11 protein-coding genes are annotated in these 14,245 nt (G+C 71.8%); all 11 read right to left on the bottom strand.

Annotated features, from left to right (window positions below):
* Positions 1 to 439 precede the first annotated feature (439 nt).
* Complete coding sequence (locus AWQ71_RS19535; protein ID WP_067135186.1) at positions 440 to 1,447, bottom strand: dihydrodipicolinate synthase family protein; 1,008 nt, start codon at positions 1,445 to 1,447, stop codon at positions 440 to 442.
* A gap of 1 nt (position 1,448) precedes the next feature.
* Entirely contained in the window at positions 1,449 to 2,474 is a 1,026-nt protein-coding gene (locus AWQ71_RS19540; RefSeq protein WP_067135188.1) for an NAD-dependent epimerase/dehydratase family protein, read from the bottom strand.
* Complete coding sequence (locus tag AWQ71_RS19545) at positions 2,461 to 3,909, bottom strand: beta-N-acetylhexosaminidase (RefSeq protein ID WP_067135190.1); 1,449 nt, start codon at positions 3,907 to 3,909, stop codon at positions 2,461 to 2,463. The genes AWQ71_RS19540 and AWQ71_RS19545 overlap by 14 nt, the downstream gene beginning before the upstream one ends.
* The gene (locus AWQ71_RS19550; protein ID WP_084259056.1) at positions 3,906 to 4,676 is read right to left on the bottom strand and encodes a sugar phosphate isomerase/epimerase family protein; all 771 of its coding nucleotides are present in this window, start codon (positions 4,674 to 4,676) and stop codon (positions 3,906 to 3,908) included. Before AWQ71_RS19550 ends, AWQ71_RS19545 begins: the two co-directional genes overlap by 4 nt.
* Positions 4,673 to 5,680, bottom strand: a complete 1,008-nt coding sequence (locus AWQ71_RS19555) for a Gfo/Idh/MocA family protein (RefSeq protein WP_084259057.1) — start codon at positions 5,678 to 5,680, stop codon at positions 4,673 to 4,675. Before AWQ71_RS19555 ends, AWQ71_RS19550 begins: the two co-directional genes overlap by 4 nt.
* Positions 5,681 to 5,710: 30 nt before the next feature.
* Complete coding sequence (locus tag AWQ71_RS19560) at positions 5,711 to 6,523, bottom strand: carbohydrate ABC transporter permease (protein WP_067135194.1); 813 nt, start codon at positions 6,521 to 6,523, stop codon at positions 5,711 to 5,713.
* Entirely contained in the window at positions 6,516 to 7,448 is a 933-nt protein-coding gene (locus AWQ71_RS19565) for a carbohydrate ABC transporter permease (protein WP_218001866.1), read from the bottom strand. Before AWQ71_RS19565 ends, AWQ71_RS19560 begins: the two co-directional genes overlap by 8 nt.
* A complete protein-coding gene (locus AWQ71_RS19570; protein ID WP_067135196.1) occupies positions 7,445 to 8,734 on the bottom strand; it encodes an ABC transporter substrate-binding protein in 1,290 nt (429 codons plus the stop codon). The genes AWQ71_RS19565 and AWQ71_RS19570 overlap by 4 nt, the downstream gene beginning before the upstream one ends.
* A gap of 64 nt (positions 8,735 to 8,798) precedes the next feature.
* On the bottom strand, positions 8,799 to 9,914 hold the full coding sequence (locus AWQ71_RS19575) for a GntR family transcriptional regulator (RefSeq protein WP_218001867.1): 1,116 nt from the start codon (positions 9,912 to 9,914) through the stop codon (positions 8,799 to 8,801).
* A 297-nt stretch (positions 9,915 to 10,211) separates the two neighbouring features.
* A complete protein-coding gene (locus AWQ71_RS19580) occupies positions 10,212 to 12,419 on the bottom strand; it encodes an Ig-like domain-containing protein (RefSeq protein WP_084259058.1) in 2,208 nt (735 codons plus the stop codon).
* 1,091 nt (positions 12,420 to 13,510) lie between these two features.
* Positions 13,511 to 14,245: hypothetical protein (locus AWQ71_RS42685; RefSeq protein ID WP_218001868.1), on the bottom strand; the 735-nt coding region annotated here is incomplete at its 5' end.

Here is a 14,245-nt window from a genome sequence, read left to right on the forward strand (position 1 = left end):
TTCGGGCTTCGTGTGGGTCCGGTGGGGGTGATCAAGCGCCGGGGCCCAGGATCGGGGTAGGCGCGACACGGAGCGCCGCCGACGACTGAGCCTGTAGGAGACCCTCCTGCCGGGACGACCGGAGCGTGATCTCACCGATGCCAAGACCCGGCCACGAAGAGCCGTCCATTCCAGGATCGGAGGGTGGGGAACGGCCGCGCGAACACGAGGTAAGGGCGCCGCCGCAGATTAGTGAGGGCCGCAAATCAGTTGCGAATCGGCGGTCAACAGGTTGAGCGGAACAGAGCGGAACAGGCCCTTACAGACAGGGGTGGTCTCCGCCAACGCGTTGCAGCGCTCAACGGCGGCAGTCGTCTCTTCCGTACGGTGACGGTTCGTAAGCGCGGCCCCGGGTCCGGGGTCGGGAGGACACTCCCGACCCCGGACCGGAGATCGGCGGTCAGCGCAGCCAGTCGTCCAGGTGGGCGGCGACGAAGTCGTCGTCGACCAGCCAGGGGTAGGCGGCGCCTACCCGGGCGAGCTCCTCGGCCTGTCCCGGGGACAGCCCTTCATCCGGGTTGAGACACCACGTGCCGGCCAGGAGGCCCTGCCCGCGCAGCACCTCGTGGACCCCGGCGATGCAGCCGTGGAAGCCGTTCGCCACGTCGAAGACGGCGCCGTTGGCGTCGGTGAGGTCGGCGGCGCGGGCCAGCAGGGAACGCAGGACCTCGTCGTCCCCGGCCCAGGCCCGCCGTACCTCCTCGAACATGAGCACCGCCGCGCGGGTCCACACCGCCCACTGGCCGAGCAGGCCGCCGACGACGCGGCGTCCCCCGACCGGCGTGAGCAGGTCGGCCAGGATGTTGTCGTCGTTGCCGGTGTAGAGCGCGATGTCGTCACCGCGCCCGGAGGCGGCGACCGCCCTGACCACGTCGACCGTGCGGTACCGGTCGAAGGGCGCCATCTTGATCGCGACCAGGGACTCCTGTTCGCTCAGCGACCGCCAGAAGGACGGGCTCAGCCTGCGGCCGCCCACCGCCTCCTGGAGGTAGAAGCCGATGACGGGCAGCACCTCGCCCACCGCCTTGGCACGCTCCAGCAGCTCCGGCTCGCCGGCGCCGGGCACCTTCGGCGACAGCAGTACGGCGTGGTAGCCGAGCGAGGCGGCCAGTTCCGCCTCCGCGACCGCCTGGGCGGTGTCCCCGCACGCTCCGGCGACCATGACGAAGGGGCGGCCGGCCTCCTTCGCCACCACCTCGGCGGCGAGCTCCAGCACCGGCCTGAGCAGCCCCGCGTCGCGGATCTCGAACTGCGTGGTGTGGACGGCGACGGCCGCCCCGCCCGCGCCCGAGTCGAGGTAGTAGCGGGTGAGCGCGCGCTGGCGGCGTTCGTCCAGCGTGCGCTGCTCGGTCAGCGCCAGCGGGTGGGCGGGGATGACCGTCCCCTCCCTGAGCAGGTCGATCGACATCTCAGAACCTCCCGTCGCGCACCGCGAACTTGGTCGGCTTCCCGGACAGCGGCAGCCCGCGCGAGATCCAGTCGGCCTGCCACGCGATCAGCGTGTCCAGCGGCACGTCCGGGTAGCCGAAGAGACCGTGGCAGCGGGAGGCGTCGTTCAGCAGCGCGGTGCCGCTCTCCCGGCCGGTGAAGGTCGCCTCGACGCCGAGCGCGGCGGCCAGGCGGGTCGCCGTGCGCCGCACCGAGGCCGTCTCGGGCCCGGTCAGGTTGAGCGTGAACGCCTCCGGAGCGCGCGCGTGCCGCAGCGCGCGCAGCGCCACCTCGTTCGCGTAGCCCTGCCACACGACGTTGACGTGGCCGGTCGTGACGTCCACCGGCTCGCCCGCCGCCAGTGCGGCGGCGATGTCCGCGACCACGCCGTAGCGCAGGTCCACCGCGTAGTTGAGCCGCAGGATCGCGACCCGGGTGCCGTACGCGGCGGCGGCATGCTCGAAGACGCGTTCCCTGCCGAGGCAGCTCATCGCGTACTCGCCGACCGGATCTGGCCGGTCCTCCTCCGCACTGCCGCCGGAGGCGACGTCCACCAGCGGGTAGACGTTGCCGGTGGAGAAGGCCGCGATCGCCGAGTCGCGGTAGCGCCGCGCGACGGCCGCGGGCAGCGCCGCGTTGACCGCCCACGCCTGGTACGGCGCGGCCGACGTGCCGAACTTCGCGCCGACCATGAAGACGACGTTGGCCGCGTCGGGCAGCCCGGCGAGGTCGTCGCCGTCCATCAGGTCGTGGCGTACCACGTCGACGCCCTGCTCGGTCAGAGCTTTGGCGGCGGCCTCGTCGGACCACCGCGACACCGCGTACACGCGGGCGGAGCCGCGTCCCGCGGCGTCCAGGGCACGCCGGGCCAGCCGGACCAGGCTGGGCCCCATCTTGCCGCCGGCGCCGAGCACGACGAGGTCGCCGTCCAGTCGGCCCATGTCGGCTACCAGGTCGGCAGAGGGGGTGGCCAGCCGGTCCTCGAGCTGCTGTTCAGAGGTGAACATCTCGCACTCCTTCGTCGTGGGGCCGCCGGTATCGCACGCCCATCTCATCGAGGAGCGGCAGGTGGGCGGTCAGCCGGCGGGTGAAGTCGCCCAGGTCGCGGCCGGAGGACCAGGCGGCCTCGGCGACGGCGCAGAGGCGGGGGAAGGCGTTGTAGTCGAAGCGTTCCTTCGTGGGGAGGTACTCGCTCCAGAGCTGCGCCTGCATGCCGAGGACGCCCTCCCCCGCGTCGAATTCGTAGGCGGTTTCCAGGGACAGGAGCGGCCCCGTTATGCAGAGCGGCTCCCCTGGAGCGTCCGACTGGGCGTAGTCGAGGTAGGTGTGCGTGTGCGGGGCCGCCACCACGTCGTGCCCGGCCCGCAGGGCGGCCTCGATCCGGTCCACGCCCCGCCACGCCATGATCACCATGTCGTCGGGCGGGTCGTGGTCGAGCATGTCGTCCCAGGCCACGGCGCGGCGGCCGAGCCCGCCCAGGTGGTCGGCGAGGAGCCGCCCCCACCAGCCGAGCAGGGCGGCTGGGCCGGTGAGCCCTTCGCTCGCCACGCGCCGCGCCGCCTCGGGGCTGGCGGCCCACTCGCCGCCGCGCACCTCGTCGCCGCCGATGTGGACGTACCGGGACGGGAACACGTCGCACAGCTCGTCGAGCACGTCGCGGGCGAACCCGGCGGCGCGGTCGCTCACGTTGAGAACGTGCGACGAGATGCCCCACGAGGTCCGCACCTCGACGGGCTCCGCGGGCGAGTGGCCGAGCCACGGGTAGGCCGCGAGCGCGGCCGTGGAGTGGCCGGGGAACTCGACCTCGGGGACCACGGTCACGCCGCGGGCGGCCGCGTAATCCACGAGGTCGCGCAACTCCCGCTGGGTGTAGCAGCCACCGTGCGGGGTCCCGTCGAATCTGCCGTCCCGCGCCAGGCCGGCCGAGGACTCGGCCCGGTGGGCCCCGACCTCGGTGAGCCGCGGGTGCCCGCGTACCTCGAAGCGCCAGCCCTGGTCGTCGGTGAGGTGCAGGTGCAGGACGTTGAACTTGTGCAGCGCCAGCAGGTCGACGTACGCGCGCAGGAAGGACATCGGCCGCCACCAGCGCGCGACGTCGATCATGACGCCGCGCCAGGCGTACCTCGGCACGTCGCGGACGGCGCAGCACGGGACGCCGCCGGGCCCGTCGAGCTGGCGCAGCGTCTGGACGCCCCAGCGCAGCCCGGCGGCGGTCGCCGCGGCGATCCGGACCTCCTCGGGGGTGACGGTGAGGGTGTATCCCTCCTCCCCGAGGGACGGGTCGTCCACGAGGCCCAGCACGATCTCGCCGGGGCCGTCGCCGTCCGCGGCGGTGCCGAGCAGTTCGCGCGCCGTCGCGGCGTGCGGGCCACTGACCCGCACGCCGCGATCCAGCGGGAACCGCCCCTCTCCCGGGATGAAGGAGGCGACCTGGGGGATCACAGCCCGAGCACCTCGCGGAAGGCGGCGAGCGCGTCGCCGACGGGCGGCGCGTCGGGGTACCACGCGCGCTCCCATTCGAGCGCGAGATATCCGGAGTAGCCGATGCGGTCGAGCTCGGCGAGCACGCCGGCCACGCCGACGGCGCCCTGTCCGGGCAGCACCGGCGCCAGCTCGGTGGGCGTCGCCGCGTCCTTGATCTGCACGTGCCGCAGGTACGGCGCGAGCACGTCCGCGGTGGCCGCGGCGCTCTCCCCCGCCCGCCACGGGTTGACCACGTCCCACAGCGCGCCGACGCGCGGCGAGCCGACACCGGCGAGGACCCCGGCGATCGCCTCGCCGGTGAGGAAGACGTCGTGGGTCTCCAGCAGCACGTCGACGCCGTTGTCCGGCAGCCGCTCCGCCACCTCCGCGAGCCTCCGAGTCGCGGCGGCGGCCGGGTCCTCCTGCCCTTCCACTCCGCCGAAGACCCGTACGAACGGCGAGCCGAGGGCCTCGGCGATCTCCACGTGGCGCAGCACCTCGGCGACCGGGTCGCCGTCCGGTCGCGCCACCCGGGTGTAGGAGCAGACCGCGACGATCTCGACCCCGGCCGCGGCGAACGTGCGGGCGACCTCGCGCAGTTCGGCGGTGGGCGTGTCCGGCGCGATGATCTCGCCGTCGGCGCAGCGCAGTTCCACGCCGGCGCAGCCGTACCGGGAGGCGGTCTCGATGACGTCGGCGGCGGGGGCGCCCGGCATGCCGAGCGTGCTGAACGCGAGCGGGTTCACAGGAGTCCCTTCACTGTGACGGTGGAACCTTGACGGGATGACTCGTAGACCGCGAGGGCGACGTCGAGGACCGACAGCGCGTACTCGGGCGTGACCTCGGGGGTGCTCCCCTCCGCGCAGGCCCGCGCGAAGTCGGAGAGCTGCGCGGCGAACGCGGCCGCCATCTCGCCGGGCTCGGGCGCGGCCACCTGGGTGGCGGCGCCTCTGCGGAAGGACCAGACGCCCTCGCCGCGGCTGATCCGCACCGCGCCCTCGCCGCACACGATCTCGGCCTCGTCGGTGAACGGCAGGCCGGTTCCGGTGACGGAGATCGTCGAGCGGGTGCCGTCGGCGTGCCGGGCGAGCGCGACGGCCTCGGTCTCGACCGGCACGCCCTCGGGCGCGGCCGTGTGGGCGGTGACCTCGACGATCGGCGAGCCGACGAGCATCTGGAGCTTGTCGATGCTGTGGGTGCCGACGTTGAGCACGATGCCGCCGCCGGCCATGCCCGCGTCGAGGAACCAGCGGGGCCGCGCCGGGTCGGCGTAGTCGGCGGTACGCCGCTCCGAGGCCACCACGACGCCGCCCAGCTCGCCGGAGGCCAGGTAGGCGGCCGCGGCGCGCAGTGTCGGGACGAAGCGCAGGACGTGCCCGACCGCGAACACGACGCCGGCCGCGCGGCAGGCGTCGATCATGCGGATCGCGTCCTCGCGCGTGGTGGCGATCGGCTTCTCCAGCAGGACGTGCAGCCCGGCCGCGGCCGCGTCCAGGGTGATCGGGGCGTGCAGGGCGTGCGGGACGGTGATCACGACGGCGTCGAGGCCGCCCGCGTCGATCATCGCCTGGTGGTCGGTGAAGGCACGGGCCCCGGCCTCGGCGGCCAGCTTCTCCGCCGCCTCGGCCCGTACGTCGCACACCGCGACGACGTTGACCCGTCCGGCCGTCCGGCGGGCGGCGGCCACGTGGAACTCCGCGATGGTGCCCGCGCCGATAACGCCCAGGCGCAGCCCGGATGATGTGGTCACGATTTCCTTTCCAGTAGGGATGGGGGCGCTTCAGCCCTTGATTCCCGCGGACATGGTTCCGCGGACGAAATAGCGCTGGGCCAGGATGAACACGACCAGCATCGGCAGCAGGCTCATCATCGCGGCGGCCGTCACGAGCTGGTCGTTCCCGACGAACTGGCCCTTCAGGCTCAGCACGCCGACCGGCAGCGTGTAGTTCTCCGGCGAGGTGAGGTAGATGGTCGGCTCCAGCACGGCCTTCCACGAGGTGGTGAACGTGAAGACCGCGAGCGTGGCCAGGGCGGGCTTGGCCAGCGGCAGGTGGATCCGCCAGAACACCTGCCACGGGTTGGCGCCGTCGAGGCCCGCGGCCTCCTCGAAGTCCTTCGGGATGCCGAGGAACGTCTGCCGCATCAGGAAGATGCCGATGGGCGTGGCCAGCCAGTACGGCGCGATGAGCGGCAGCAGGGTGTCCAGCCAGCCCAGCGAGCGGAACAGCAGGAAGTTCGGCACGATCGTGATGACGGTCGGCAGCATCATGGTCCCGAGCGCCATGGTGAGCAGCGCCTGCCTGCCGGGCAGCCGCATCCGGGCCAGGGCGTGGCCGACCATCGCGCTGGTCAGCACGTTGCCGATGACGGCGAGGATCGCGATCACCAGGCTGTTGACCAGGTAGAGCCCGAACGGGGTGCGCCGCCACACCTCCACGTAGTTGTCCCACTGGATCGGGTCGGGGATCCACGTGGGCGGCACCTGGATGTACTGCGCGAAGCTCTTGAGCGAGTTGCTGAGCGCGGCCACGAACGGCACCAGCATGACCAGCGCGCCCGCCGTGACCAGGACGTAGGAGACGGTCTTACGCATAGTGGACCCACCTGCGCTGGAGCCGGAACTGCACCATGGTGAGCGCGAGCACCAGCACGAACAGCACCCACGCGATGGCCGAGGCGTAGCCCATCTGGAAGAACTGGAAACCCTGCCGGTAGAGGTGGAGCACGGTCAGCTCGCTCGCCCCGTGCGGGCCGCCGTCGGTCATGACGAAGACCTGCTCGAACGACTGCAGCGTCTCGATCGAGGTGAGCACCAGCACCAGGAACGTGGTGCCGGAGATGCCGGGCATGGTGATGTAGCGGAACCGGTTCCACGCCGACGCGCCGTCGATCTTCGCCGCCTCGTAGCGCTCCTCCGGGATGGCCTGGAGGCCGGCGAGGAAGAGCACCATCATGTAGCCGACGCCCTTCCACACCGCGACCCCCGCGAGCGTGGGGATGACCAGCGCCGGGTCCTGCAGCCAGTTCGCGGCCGGCAGCCCGAAGAAGTCGAGCACCTGGTTGGCGAGGCCGGTCTGCGGGTTGAAGACGGCGTCGGCGACGTACGCGACGACCACCCACGACGAGACGACCGGAACGAAGTAGGCCGCGCGGAACAGGGCCATGCCGCGCAACCGCTGGTTGAGCGCGATCGCCAGGCCCAGGGCCAGGGCGGTCTGGGTCGGCACGAACAGCACGGCGAAGTACGCCGTGTTGCCGAGCGTCCGCCAGAAGAGGCCGTCGCTGAACATCCGGGCGAAGTTGTCGAACCCGACGAATTTCGGCGAGGAGACCAGGTCGTAGTCGGTCATGCTGAAGTACAGCGAGGCGAGCAGCGGCCAGGCGGCCAGCGCGACCAGGTGGAGCAGGTAGGGCGAGGCGAAGGCGACCGCCCAGGCCCGCTCCCCCGCGTTCCGTTTCCGGGCGGATGGCCGCCGGTCGGCGGCCATCTTCCCGGCTCCTCCGGTGAGCACGGTCACTGCGTCTGCCCCGCGTAGAAGCGGTCGATGACCTCCTGGGCCTCCTTCTGCCCGGACGTGAGCGCCGTGTCCACGGGCGTGGCGCCGGACAGCGCCTCGTTGACCCGCTTCGCCAGGGCCTCGGTGTACTCCGACCACACGGCGTTGGCGCCGAGGTCGGTGGCCGCGTCGAGCGACTCGAGGAAGGCATGGCGGTCGGCGGGCAGGGCCGTGGAGGCGACCTTCTTGTTGATGGGGATCGCCTCGCCCAGCTCGGCCCACTTGCGCTGCGGGCCCTCGCCGGAGAAGAAGGTGATCCACTTCCACGCCGCGTCGGCCTGCGCCGCCGAGGCCTTCTTGTTGACCACCCACGAGTTGACGATCGCGACGTTGCCGCGGCCGGACGGGCCCTTCGGCAGCGGCGCCACCCCGAAGTCGACGCCCGCGCTCGTCGCGGGCAGGGTGCGGGCGTAGATGCCGTACGACATGGCGACCCGGCCGGTGGCGAACAGCGTGTGCACGACGCCCTTGCCGAGGCCCTCGGTGGTCGCGAAGTCGGGGGCGAACCCGTCCTTGCCCATCGTGCCGAGCATCCAGTCGAGCGCGGCCTTCGACTGCGGGCTGTCCACGACCACCTTGCGGTTGTCGTCGGTGACGATGTCGCCGCCGTACGCCTTGATGATCGGCCACCAGCTCTCGGTGAAGCCCGGCGAGTAGGTGCGGAAGCCGTACGTGTCCGGCTTGCCGTCGCCGTTGGTGTCCTTGGTGAGTTTCTTGGCCGCCGCGGCCAGGTCGTCGTACGTCCAGTCGGCCGTCGGCTCGGCGACCTTGGCGTCGGCGAACAGCTTCTTGTTGTAGAACAGCACCGGCGTCTGGGCGCCCTGCGGGAAGCCGTAGATCCGGCCCTTGGCGTCCCGGTTCAGCTCGATGCCGGAGTAGTCGTCGGCGTTCACGGTCTTGACCCGGTCGGTCAGGTCGGCGAGGGCGCCGCGCGCGGCGAACTCCTGCACGAGCACGCCGTCCGACAGCCACACCTGCGGCGCCTGGCCGCCGGCGATCTGGGTGCGCAGCCGCTCGAAGAACTTCACGTACGGCGCGACGTCGAGCTCCACCTTGATCGTCGGGTTGGCGGCCGTGAACTCCTTGACGAGCTCGCGCATGGTCGTGTCAGCCGGGTCTCCGGCGGCGGCGTAGAAGCCGAGCTTCAGCGTGACCGCGCCCGAGTCGTCGGCGGAGCCGCCGCACGCGGCCGTACCGGCCATGGTGAGGACGGCCACCGCGGCGGCGGCGAGCATGCGCACTCTCATGAGGACCTCCAGCAGAAAGGGGGGCAGGAAGGGGGGAAAAGGGGTGAGGAAGACGCGGCCGGCGTCACAGGGGGACGCGGATCTCCACGAGGCTGCCGGAGGCGGCGCCGCAGGAGGCCCGTACGGCCAGGCGGGGCTGCAGCACGACGCGGCAGACGGGGGCGACCGAGCCGAGCTCGATCCGGCGGAGCAGGAGCTCCGTGGCCATGCGGCCGACCTCCGCCTTGGGCGGGGAGACGGCGGTGAGCGGCACCTCGGACAGGTCGGCGACCTCGTCGTCGTAGGCGACGATGGCGACGTCGTCCGGGACGTTCAGGCCGACCCGGCGCAGGTAGGGCAGGAGCGCGGTCGCCTCGCGGTCGCCGAGGCACACCACCGCGCGGACCTTGTGGGTGACGCAGGCGTTGGCGAACGCGAGCATGTCGCTGCCGGTCCAGACGGGCTGCCGGGCCACGGCCTCCGGGATCTCCGGCAGTCCGAGGTCGGCGATGGCCTGGCGGTATCCGGCGAAAACCTGATCGGACGTGGCGGTGCCGATCCGGCCGAGGTAGCCGATCCGGCCGCGGCCGAGCCCGTTCAGGTGCTGCACCGCGGCGTAGCCGCCGCCGTGCACGTCCGTGCAGACGTAGGAGGTGGGGTCGGCCGGGCGGGGGTCGGCCGGCCTCCGTTCCACCAGCACGTACGGCACGGACAGCTCGCGCAGCTGGGCCAGGTGCGCGGCGGGGTCGGCGGCCAGGTGCAGGTTGGGCACCAGCAGCAGGCCCGCGACCCCGACATCGACGAGCTGCTGGATCTGCGCGAGCTCGACGCCGGGGTCGTAGTTGGAGCACGCGAGCACGAGCTGGACGCCGGCGGCGGTGGCCGCCCGCTCGATGCCCTGGACGACCTGGGGGAAGTAGTAGGTGTTCGACGGAACGAGCGCACCGATGAGGCGTGGCCTGGCTCCGGTGGTGGCGGAGGCGGTCACGAACGTGCCCGACCCCTGCCGCCGGCGGACGAGTCCCTCCTCGACCAGGAGGTCGACCGCGCGGCGCACCGTGTTCACGCCGACCGAGTAGGTCTGCGCCAGCTCGGCCTCGGTCGGCAGCCTGCCGCCGACCGGCCAGCGACCCTGCACGATCTCCTGCCGCAGGCGTGCGGCCAGGGTGCGGAATCGCCGTCCCCTTGGGAGGGAATTCATTCCATCGGGTGGCTCCATAACGGGATTCTTCTCGTCATATGTCCGTAATGTCAACCCTAAATTCACCCCATATTTCGCCGCTAAAAGGAATGAATTCGTCCCAATGGCCGCAGGGAAAAGGGCCGCCTCCGGCAGGGAGGCGGCCCTTCGGCGGGCACGGGTCACCGGCGGACGGTCAGGTCCGCACGGGCCCCACGCCACGGCCCCACGTCACGGCCTTACGGCACGGCCTCAGGTCGCGGCCTTACGGCACGGCCTCAGGTCGCGGCCTCACGGGGTGAGGCCGCGAGAGGCGGGTCACCAGCGGGCGGTGACCTCCCGGTCCCGGTCGTAGGCGGCGGCCCAGTAGTGGCCGGGGGCGGTCAGCCGGTGGCCGGCGAATCCGATCTCGCCCGTCGGCAGTTTCAGCCCCTCGGACGTCGCCGTGGCCCAGCCGTCGGCGTCCGCCGTCACCGTCACGTACCGTCCCCCGGAGAAGGTGAACCGGCCGCGCACGGTCGCGGCCACCGGCCGCCCGGTCTCCTTGTCCACGACGCGCAGCCGCACCCGCGCCGCGCCGCCCTCCAGCGTGACGGCCATCGACTCCACCACCATCGGGCGCAGGTCGGTGGTCCCGGTCGTCACGGTGACCGGGGCGGAGGCGGGGCCGCGGTTTCCCGCCACGTCCACCGGCACGATCCGGTACGTGTACGCGGTGCCGGGCAGCAGCCCGGCGTCGGTGTGGGTCAGGCCGCGCGCCCGCCCGGCGACGGTGCCCGGCCCCGGCGTGAAACGCGGATCCGTCGATCGGTGCACCTCGTAGAACTCGACCTCGGTGTCGTCGTACGCGCGCCCGTACGTCAGATCGACGGTGGCGTGGTCGAACGCGACGGCCTTCGGCGGCGACTCGACGCCCGTGGGCGGGCCGGAGTCGGCGGGCGGGTCAGGCCACCGCGCGGACTCGCCCCAGACCGTGGGCAGATCCCGGTAGGAGTCGTAGTGGTGCAGTGCCACCCCGGCGAAGGCGGGGCTGCCGGAGAACGCCTGGTAGACCTTGGCCAGCTCCGCCTCCATCACGTCCCTGCCCTCCTCGCGGAAGGTGATGCTGGACGGGTCGCCGCTGGTCGCGATGTCGAGCGTCTCCACCCCGACCACCACGGAGAGCGGCTTGCCGATGCGCTCGGCGTAGGCGATCTCGTCGGCGGCCTGCGCGATGATCCCCGCGGAGCCGTCCGCCTGGTCCCGGTAGTCCATGATCGCGATGTAGTCCGCCATGTCCTGGACGTGATCGGCCATCGAGCGGGTGGTCCCGCCGTACGTGATGTCCGTGCAGCAGGCGGAGGTGTCCAGCCAGCGGGGCACGGCGGGGCCGAACAGCAGCGGCTGCCCGGACGCGTCCCGGCGGGCGATCATCGCGCGCAGCGTGTCCAGCCACTGGATCTGCACGTCCGGCTTGGCGCTGTTGAACCAGGGCAGGATGTAGGGCTCGATGTCCACGTTGATCCCGTCGAAACGCTCGGCCGGCGCCGACGAGAGGTTGTAGTCGAGCACCCGCTCCATCTCCCCGACGGCCCGGTCGCGATATCGGGCGAGCGCTCCGAGGTAGGGCGGGCGCGTTCCGCCGGCCACTGTGGCGTGCACCTTCATCCCCCGGCCGTGCGCCCACGCGACAAGATCGCGCAACTGCGGACGCGCGTCCTCGATCATGTCGCGCCCGGCGTACGTGTCCACGCCCAGGTACATCGTCGAGCCGGGCGCGAGGACGGTCTCCAGCAGGCGGCGGGACCCGGGGTTGAGCACCAGGTTGTAGGAGGCCTTCTCCCAGATCCACATCGCCCGGTCCTGCCGGTGCGGCTCCGGACGCACCTTCTTCGCCGCGCCGAACGCCACGTACGTGCTGGCCGACCGGGACACGTGGCCGCGCGCGTCGACCGCCTCCGCCTCCAGGCTCGCCATGACGTCGCCGTACTTCGCCGGGTTCACCAGGGCGACGTACCGCGCGCCGTCCTCGGAGGCGCGCTGCCAGGCGCCGCCGTTGACCCGGACCCGCACCGAGCGCACGTCCTTTCCGGCGACGTTCACCCGTACGGGCGTGGGCCGGGTCAGCCGCGCCCCGTCGGCCGGTTCGGCGATCGACACCTTCGGCGCCCTCGCCTTCGGGTTGTCGACCGTGAGCCGCAGCGGCTCCGACCAGGCGCCGTACCGTGTCTCCGCCACCGTGGCCTTGGCGTAGACCTCGATCTCGCCGTCGATGCCGCTCGTGTCCAGGTCGTAGGACCACGTGCCGTTGTCGTCGGCGTCCGGGTCGTTCACCCGGGCGCGCTCGATCCGCTCGCCGTTCACCACGACGTTCACGTCGTACGTCCCGGTGAACCGGCCGGCGAGCCGTACGACGCCGGGCGCGGTCTCGGAGGAGTCGATCACCACTGACGGCGGCTCCGCCGCCTGAGCGGCGGCCGGAACCGTCGGCACGGCCGCCAGGGCGAGCACGAGCGCCCCGGTGATCCGCAGAAGGCCAGAAGGCACAGGAATGCCACCTCCACAGGAATGAATTAATGCCGAATTACGAAATATCCGGACACAGGAATCCGTGAGATGGCGAAACCATAGCCCCGAAATGAAGGGAGAAAAATGGCATGAATTCGTCCGCACGCCGATGCTCGGGCCGCAGGGCGTGACCTCACAGGTCATCCACGTGCCGATAGCCAGGACAGGGGCGGGCACGGCACCGGCTGACGGCGGCGGGCGAGGCCCGTATCGAATCCGCCCCGGGGCATGGAGCGCCGGAACCGCCCCTGCCGTCACGACGACGCGACCGCCCCTTAAGCGATACCCGGCCCTCGCGGCACTGGCGGTGTCGCTGTGGCGCTGACCGCGTCGCGGTCGCACCGGCCGCGTCGCGGTAGCACTGGCGGCGTCACTGTGATGCAGCGGCGCGAACCGAATGGTGGGCATGGCGCTGAACGGCGCATCGGCGGCAACCTGGATCCTGCTCGCCTACACCTGGCCCACGCGAGCGGTGGGCCGGCACATGGGCTCAAGCTGTCCAAACTGGGCGGCGTCAATGTTGCCGACCATCGCTGTAGGTCGCCCGGCCCCGAGCCGCCAGTGATGGCGTCGACGGCAGAGAAGCTGGCCTCGGTGGCGATCCACTGTGATTTTGCGGCCCACGAATGCCCACCGATCGGAATGCCGTCCACAGTGCTCACAAATAGTACAAGCATGACTACTTAGAGTTGCCTATCGAACGCGTGAACGATATCCTCGCAGAGGCTCGACCGTCAGACCGGGAGGGGAGGCGCGAAGAGATGATGCTTTCGGGTGGTGTACTGCTGTCGCACCGACCGGAGGACGTTCCTCCGTCCCCCTCATCCGACACGCCCGCCGCATCCCCGCGGCAGCGGCGCAGGTCAAGGCGGCACACGCCGTTCATCGGGTCGGATCGCTTCTCCGGTGACTCCTACGGGGCGGTGCTTCTCGATCGTGCCCGCGATGCCGGGCTCCTCGACCGCACCCGCAGCGCCAGCGGCTGTGCGGGAGTCCCTGATCCCGCCCCGCACGACCCGGCGCGCGTTGACGGGCGAGGTGGGCGACGCGGCAAGCCGGAGACGACACAGTCATGGGCTCGGCGGCTGCTCGGCCTCCCAGACACGCCAGAAGACCAGAAGCCTGACAGCGGGGAGGAGCCGCAGCGCCGCGGAGGCGATGGCGGTGCTCTTTCCGATCTGGACAAGCCGCGGCCCGAATACGACCGTGGTGACCTGTCGGCCTGGGACGGGATCTGGCAGGGCCGCCGCCCCACCCTCCACGAGCCCTCGTCGAACGGATCCCAGCGTGCCGGTCGGGACGATCGGCAGCAGAACGTGGGTCGGCGTGGCGGTGACCGGCGGGCCGATGGCAATGCTGTTGGTGATGGCCGGGGCGCTGCCACCGACCGCCGAGACGCTGATGCTGGCAGCGCTGGCAGTGACGGCCAGAACGGTGCGGGCCCGGATGCTGCTGGTGGTGACAGCCGGGTAGCGGACTGGCCCGATCTGAACCTGGCCGGACGCGACGTCATCGACCTGCTGGATCGTGCCGAGCGGCTGGCCGCGGCTGCGGGGAAGGTGCCGGGCGAAACCAAGACCGGGGCCGGAGCCGAGACCGAGACCGGTGTTGGCGCTCGGGCCGGTGTAAGCACAGCGGCCGAGGCCGGTGTTGACGCTGGCGCTGGAGCCGGTGGTGGCACCGGTGCAGAGACCGGTGCCGAGGTCGAGGTGGCGATGGCAGAGATCGTCGCCCTGGCACGGGCGATCGACCTGGCCGAAGCCGCGATCGCCGCCCGCCTCCCGATAGCCGAAGCGGGTAAAGGC

It is taken from the genome of Microtetraspora malaysiensis (assembly GCF_001528665.1).
Lineage (GTDB): Bacteria > Actinomycetota > Actinomycetes > Streptosporangiales > Streptosporangiaceae > Microtetraspora_A > Microtetraspora_A malaysiensis.

What these genes read in the sequence shown, in the direction of transcription:
- AWQ71_RS19535 (WP_067135186.1), bottom strand. Translation starts at nt 1,447, where the DNA reads ATGTCGATCGACCTGCTCAGGGAGGGGACGGTCATCCCCGCCCACCCG.
- AWQ71_RS19540 (WP_067135188.1), bottom strand. Translation starts at nt 2,474, where the DNA reads ATGTTCACCTCTGAACAGCAGCTCGAGGACCGGCTGGCCACCCCCTCT.
- AWQ71_RS19560 (WP_067135194.1), bottom strand. Translation starts at nt 6,523, where the DNA reads ATGCGTAAGACCGTCTCCTACGTCCTGGTCACGGCGGGCGCGCTGGTC.
- AWQ71_RS19570 (WP_067135196.1), bottom strand. Translation starts at nt 8,734, where the DNA reads ATGAGAGTGCGCATGCTCGCCGCCGCCGCGGTGGCCGTCCTCACCATG.
- AWQ71_RS19575 (WP_218001867.1), bottom strand. Translation starts at nt 9,914, where the DNA reads ATGAATTCCCTCCCAAGGGGACGGCGATTCCGCACCCTGGCCGCACGC.